The sequence below is a fragment of the Mesorhizobium sp. M2C.T.Ca.TU.002.02.1.1 genome, from assembly GCF_003997225.1.
In genome coordinates this window covers 1-6,490 of sequence record NZ_RZTO01000311.1, presented here as the reverse complement: position 1 = coordinate 6,490, position 6,490 = coordinate 1, and the positions used below count along the sequence as shown (strand labels likewise).

Below are 6,490 nucleotides of genomic sequence, written 5' to 3'. Positions count from 1 at the left end.
CGCCCGGGTCTGGCTCGAAAAGGCTGCGCAAGTCCCGATTCGCCGCTCATGATCCGATGCCATGGAGGCATGGTGCCCGCTGTCGCAGCTGCCGGCCGAAGGATTTTTCGGCGATTATGGCGCCGGCTTGTTGATTGTGCCCACGCTTTTCTTTATCCAGCGGCGCGACGGAGAGGTGGCCGAGTGGTCGAAGGCGCTCCCCTGCTAAGGGAGTAGAGGTCAAAAGCTTCTCGTGGGTTCGAATCCCATCCTCTCCGCCATCTTCCCCCGCGCCCCGCGACAAACCTCCCTCGCAAGGCGATTCTGCGGCAACCGGTTGGCGGCCGACTCGCCGGCGCGCCGCAATTGGGCCGACCCATTGCCGGATTCGCCCGGATTGAGCGGCCTCGAGGGCCTCGATGGTTAACGAGAGCTTTCTGAGTGAGGCCAAATCGTGTCATTTGTGCAACAACGCCCGGCGATAGCGCCCGGACAGCCCTTGCGGCGACACGATCGTGGTTGAACGGCGCCGGCTCATGGGTAATGTCAGCTTCGAAGGAGCGGCGCGGTGCGCATCTTTTTCGGTAGTGGGGATGGGGCAGGGAACGCTGTCCTTCAGCAAAAAATACCCAGACCCGTTTTTTAACTTTTGACTGGAGGTCAGAAAATGAACATCAAGAGCCTTCTTCTCGGCTCAGCTGCGGCTCTGGTCGCAGTTTCCGGTGCTCGCGCCGCCGACGCGGTGACCGTCGCCGAGCCGGAACCGGCCGAATACGTCAAGATCTGCGACGTCTACGGCGCTGGCTACTTCTACATCCCGGGCACCGAGACCTGCCTGCGCATCGGCGGCTATGTCCGCTATGACGCCGGCTTCGGCGATGTCGGCACGTTCACCGGCGCACGCGCCGACGACGTCGTCAACGGCAAGAACCAGGGCACCTGGTACAAGGACGCTCGCTTCACGCTGAAGACCTGGACCGGCCAGGAAACCGAGCTCGGCACGTTGAAGACCTACACCGAAACGCGCATGAACTTCCAAAATCATCCGCTCGACAACGGTCCGGACAATAGTGCCGGAAACAGCTTCGATATGCACTTTGCCTGGATTCAGCTTGGCGGCCTGCGGGTCGGCTTGGACGAATCGGCCTTCGATACGTTCGTCGGCTACGCCGGCAACGTCGTCAACGACACCATCGTTCCTTACGGCGGGTTCAAGACCGGTGTCGTTCAGTACTATTTCGACGCCGGCAACGGTTTCTCGGCGATGGCCTCTCTCGAAGAAGGTTCCGGCGGCGCCGACCAGGCGGCGCCAGGCGCTACTTACGGTTATGGCGTCGGCACGATCGACAGCTATGTTCCGCACATCGTCGGCGGCTTGAAGTACACGCAAGGCTGGGGTGATGTCGTGGGCGTCGTCGCCTATGACAGCAACTACGAATACGTCTCGGGCAAGGTTCGCGTGGATGTGAACGTGACCAACGAGCTGTCGATTTTCGGCATGTTCGGCTATGCCAGCGAGGGAAAGCTTAACGACTTCAACGCCAACCCGAACACTGCCTATGCGAACGGTCGCGGCTTCTACAAGCCGTGGGGCGGCAACTGGGGCTTCTGGGCCGGCGGCACCTACAAGTTCAGCGACAAGGCGTCGTTCAACCTCCAGGTGTCGGGTGATCAGTGGAAGGATTACGGCATCGCAGCCAACATCGCCTACACCGTGGTTCCCGGCTTCACGATCACGCCCGAAGTGGACTACCAGCACGTCGGTTCGGAAGCTTTCGACCGCGGCAACGTTTGGGCCGGGTCCGAGAAGAAGAACTCGGTCGGCGCTATCGTCCGCTTCCAGCGCGATTTCTAAGACCAGATACTGCTGGGGAGACAGGAGAACCCGGCGGGCAACCGCTGGGTTTTTCTTTTCTGTTTGATGGGTGTCGAGATACCAAAACCGCTGCACGGTTCGGATGTTGCATCAGTAGTATGTCAAAGGCGCCGTTCGGCCCTGATTACGGCACAGCGGCGGTGGAAAGCTTTTGGATTCCAGTGAGACGGCGCCCCCTGAGCAGCCTCACCCCGTGATCGAAGTCAAACGTCGGCGAGGTCGCCCAACGCCTCGATCAAAGGCTGGATCTCACTTTCGTAATTCTTCCAGCGCTTCACCGACGATTTGTAGATCGGCTGACGAACCTGCCAGCGGCTGGGCGTGGTGACCGCCCCTTCCCTATCGAAGAAGCGCAGGCATGCGTCGTCCCAAGGCAGGCCGAGATGATCGATGAGCCGGCGGGACTGTGCTTCTTGATCCTCGACAAGCGTCTCATAGCGATTTTCAAAGATACGGCCTGGGAAAACCTCGTTCCAGTGACGCATCAGGCGGTCATATTCCCGATAATACAGGCCGAGTGTCCGCAGGTCCGCATTGTAGCTGTGTGACGAGCTGAAGGGCAGGACATAGCATGACACGCAATTGTCGATGGCATCGCGGCGGCAGTGAATGATGCGCGCCTCTGGGAACAGAAGGGCGATAAGACCTATCAGTTCAAAATTGTGCGGTTCCTTGTCGACGACTCGGAGCGCGGCCGGCGCCCGCTCCCTGAGGTAGGACAGGTGCTCTTCGGCCAGCGTCCTGGTCAGTTCCGGTGTAAGGGCATTGACGGGCTTGCTCAAATCTTCAGCCGACCATCTGAGGTCGATTGCATTCGCCACCCGCCTTAGCTTTGCAAGTTCTCCCGCGCCGTGAACTCCGGGATGACTGGCCAGGATCTGTTCCGTCAGTGTCGTTCCGGAACGGGGCATGCCGACCACGAACACGGGGAGATCGGAAGGATTGCCAAGGCCGGACGCGGCGGCGAACAGGCCGGGCGTGAAGATCTCAATCATCGAGTCCACGAAACGACGATACTGATCGATGTCGAACTTATAGCCGGCGGCCTGTTTCGCCTTGTTGAAATGGTCGAAGGCTTCCGCATAGCGCTTGAGGTCGTTCTGCACTTTGCCGGCGGCGTAGTGAAGGCTCTGCACCGCATCCGCGTTGAGCCCCGGCCTGTCGAGTTCGCGAAAGATCGATTGGAGCTCCGGGGGCTCTTCGATAAACTTCCGGGTCTGTACGAGCTCGTAGTAAGCAGCCGGTGCGTCGATACGGCGTTCTATCGCTTCTCTGAGATAGGCACCGGCTTCGTCCATACGCCCAAGGCCAGTGAGCGTAGCAGCCATTCCGGTCCTCGCCTTGGGATGGTCATGGTTGATCTTCAGCGCCTTCTCATAGAGCGGCAATGCCAAGTCGGGCTTGTCGAACTGGGTATAAACACGCCCCAGGGCGCACAGCGCCTCAACAAGACCGGGCTGTATTTCCAAGGCATGCTGGATGTATTTAATCGCAGCCGAGAATTCACTCAGCTTCGCATAGGTCTCGCCGAAGCTGAGATGATAGTATGGATTTCCAGAGTCCTCTGCGACCGCACGGGCGAAATAACGCAGAGCCGCCTCGTCGTCATAGCCCAGACAAACCGTGCCCATGATGTACAGGGCCAGCGGATGGTTTGGTGTCCGCGCCAGCACCTGAAGGCATAAATCCTGTGCTTCACCAAGCCGTTTGGCTTGTTGGTGCTCATAGGCCTGCTTCAGCAACGCGTCATCGGCCTGTGCGCGTGCGAACGAATTTGTCTTTGGGGCACCCGGCTGTGGCGGGCTTGCCTGGGGCCATCTCGGTTTCGGCGCAGCGCCGGATTTGAGGTGTTTTGACCAGGCAGGCGGGAGACGATTGCTCATCCTGTCTGCTAGCAACAACTGCCGATGGAATCCAGTCAAAGCTCGGTGAGCTGCGAGCCTGCCGTTCAAATGTCCGCGAGGTCGCCAAGCGCCTCGATCAGCGGCTGAATTTCGTTTTCATAATTTTTCCAGCGCTTGACAGAGGTCTTGTAGATCGGCTGCCGGACCTGCCAACGGCTCGGTGTGGTCACGGAACCCTCCTTGTCGAAAAAACGAAGGCAGGCATCGTCCCACGGCAAGCCGATGCAGTCGATCAGCCGGCGCGACTGTGCCTCCTGGTCGTCGACGAGCGTCTCATAGCGATTCTCGAAGATGCGGCCTGGAAGCACCTCGTTCCAGTGGCGCATCAAGCGGTCATATTCGCGATAGTAGAGGCCGAGGGTTCTCAGGTCATTGCTGTAGCTGTGATAGCTATTGAACGGCAGAACGAAGCAGGAAACACAATTGTCGACGGCGTCGCGACGGCAGTGAATGATGCGCGCCTTGGGAAAGAGCAGGCCAATAAGGCCGATCAGCTCAAAATTGTGCGGCATCTTGTCGACGATGCGCAGCGCCGTGGCCGACCGTTTCGCGAGATAAGATAAATGCTCCGTGGCGAGCGTTTTCGACAGTTCCGGCGTGATCGAATCGACAATGCCGTTCAACTTTCCGGCCAATGAGGGTTTGAGGCCGATGGCATTCGCGACCCGTCCCAATTTGGCAAGCTCTCCAGCGCCATAGACATCGGGATGGCTGGCCAGGATCTGTTCCGTCAGCGTCGTCCCGGAGCGGGGCATGCCAACCACGAAAACCGGGACTTCGGAGGGATTGCCAAAGCTGTGCCCGGCGGCGGCAAACAGCCCTGGTGTGAAGACCTCGATCAGCGCGTCGACCCACCGACGATACCGGTCGATGTCGAATGGCTGAGAGGCCCGTTTCCCCTTCCGGAAATGATCGAACGCTTCATCATAGCGTTTGAGATCATTCAGCACCTTGCCGGCGGCATGGTGGAGCAGCCGAGCGCCATCCGGTCCGAGTTTCGCATTGCCAAGTTCACGAAGAATGGAGTGGAGCTCCGGAGGCTCGTTAGTGAACTTCCGCGTCTGTACAAGATGGTAATAGGCGCCCGGCAGGTCGATGCGCCGCTCTATTGCCTGTTTCAGACAGGCGGCGGCCTCATCCATACGGCCCACGCTGCTGAGGGCATTGGCCAGCCCAACCCTGATCTCGGGATGATCGGGGGCGATTTTCAGCGCTTTCTCGTAAATCGGCAAAGCCAGATCTGGCTTATCGGATTCCACGTAGGTGCTCCCCAAGGCACAGAGAGCCACGACAAGATCAGGCTGCAGTTCCAGGGCGTATCGCATATGCTCGATCGCCGGCGAATGTTCGCCTACCTTTACATAGGCCTCGCCCATGCTGAGGTGATAGTAGGCGTTCCGCGGCTCCTCTGCGACGGCGCGAGCGAGATATTGTAACGCCAACTCGTCGTCATGGCCCAAGCATACGGTTCCCATGATGTAGAGCGCGCGCGGGTGGTTCGGCGTGCGTGCCAGAACCTGCAGGCACAGATCCTGAGCCTGCTTCGGGCGCTTGGCTTGCTGATGGTCATAAGCCTGCTTCAGCAGCAGGTCGTCGGACTGCGCGCGCGTATCCGGTTTCGAGGGATTGGCTTGCGGCAAGCCGGGCCTGAGCGCCGGAGCGGACGGCTTGGATACCGGACCGGACTTGATATGCTTGGCCCAGGCGGGTGGCAGACGGTTGTTCATGGCGTTTCGCTAGCAAAAGAAGCCGCCGGAATCCAGCCCGCGCGAAACCATGCCTCGCCGGCGGGTTCCTACCCCAGCTTGCGCCGGTCGGGGGATCACGCTAGCAAGAACGCTCCGTCATACGCGAGCTTTTGCCATGCGCCAGCGCCCCTTCCTCACGCCGATCATCGGTGCGCTTCCCACCACGGTGCCGTTCGTGGGCCCTGAGGCGCAGGAGCGCGAGCGCGGGCGGCCGTTCCGCGCCCGCATCGGCGCCAATGAAAGCAGTTTCGGCCCCTCGCCGCGCGTCATCGCCCGGATGGAGAGCGTCGCCCGCGATCAGTGGATGTATTGCGATCCCGACAATTACGAGCTGAAGGTGGCGGCCGCGGCCCATCACGGCGTGGCCGTCGAAAACGTGGTGGTGGGCGAAGGAATCGACGGCCTGCTTGGCCTGGTGGCGCGCATGTATGTCGCTCCAGGCGAGGCCGTCGTCACCTCGCTCGGCGCCTATCCCACCTTCAACTTCCATATCGCCGGCGTCGGCGGCCGCCTGGTGACGGTCTCCTATGCCAACGACAAGGAGGACCTCGACGGTCTTCTTGCCAAGGTCGCGAGCGAAAAGGCGCCACTCGTCTATCTCTCCAACCCAGACAATCCGATGGGAAGCTGGTGGGAGGCGCCGGATGTCGTCCGCTTCATCGAAGCACTGCCGGAAACCACCATGCTGGTGCTCGACGAGGCCTATGGCGAGCTGGGACCGGCCTCGGCGCTACCGGCGATCGATGTCGCGCGGCCGAACGTCATCCGCATGCGCACCTTCTCCAAGGCTTACGGACTGGCCGGCATACGCTGCGGCTACGCCGTGGCGGAAGCAGAGGTGATCCGCGACTTCGAGAAGATCCGCAACCATTACGGCGTCAGCCGCATGGCGCAGATCGCCGGCCTCGAGGCGCTTGCCGACCAGGACTACCTGCACTCGGTGGTGGCGCGGGTGGCGGCAGGCCGCGAGCGCATTTCAGCCA

Annotated in this window: 4 protein-coding genes and 1 tRNA gene; 3 read left to right on the top strand and 2 right to left on the bottom strand. The window is 60.6% G+C overall.

Annotated elements, in window-relative coordinates; all coding sequences use genetic code 11:
- The first annotated feature begins 169 nt into the window (after positions 1 to 169).
- Positions 170 to 260: transfer RNA gene (locus EOD07_RS17605), tRNA-Ser, on the top strand.
- Between the two features lie 386 nt (positions 261 to 646).
- On the top strand, positions 647 to 1,834 hold the full coding sequence (locus EOD07_RS17600; protein ID WP_127236372.1) for a porin: 1,188 nt from the start codon (positions 647 to 649) through the stop codon (positions 1,832 to 1,834).
- Positions 1,835 to 2,058: 224 nt separating this feature from the next.
- On the opposite strand, the gene EOD07_RS17595 is transcribed toward EOD07_RS17600, so the two are convergent.
- Positions 2,059 to 3,738 (bottom strand): tetratricopeptide repeat-containing sulfotransferase family protein, encoded by a 1,680-nt coding sequence (locus EOD07_RS17595; RefSeq protein ID WP_127236371.1) that lies wholly within the window; start codon positions 3,736 to 3,738, stop codon positions 2,059 to 2,061.
- A 65-nt stretch (positions 3,739 to 3,803) separates the two neighbouring features.
- On the bottom strand, positions 3,804 to 5,486 hold the full coding sequence (locus EOD07_RS17590; protein WP_127236370.1) for a sulfotransferase: 1,683 nt from the start codon (positions 5,484 to 5,486) through the stop codon (positions 3,804 to 3,806).
- A 136-nt stretch (positions 5,487 to 5,622) separates the two neighbouring features.
- Here EOD07_RS17590 and EOD07_RS17585 point away from each other — a divergent pair.
- Positions 5,623 to 6,490, top strand: an 868-nt coding sequence (locus tag EOD07_RS17585) for an aminotransferase class I/II-fold pyridoxal phosphate-dependent enzyme (RefSeq protein WP_127236369.1), incomplete at its 3' end; no start/stop codon positions are given.

Excerpts from the sequence above, each read along its gene's own strand:
- EOD07_RS17590 (WP_127236370.1), bottom strand. The coding sequence starts at position 5,486 with ATGAACAACCGTCTGCCACCCGCCTGGGCCAAGCATATCAAGTCCGGT.
- EOD07_RS17595 (WP_127236371.1), bottom strand. The coding sequence starts at position 3,738 with ATGAGCAATCGTCTCCCGCCTGCCTGGTCAAAACACCTCAAATCCGGC.
- EOD07_RS17600 (WP_127236372.1), top strand. The coding sequence starts at position 647 with ATGAACATCAAGAGCCTTCTTCTCGGCTCAGCTGCGGCTCTGGTCGCA.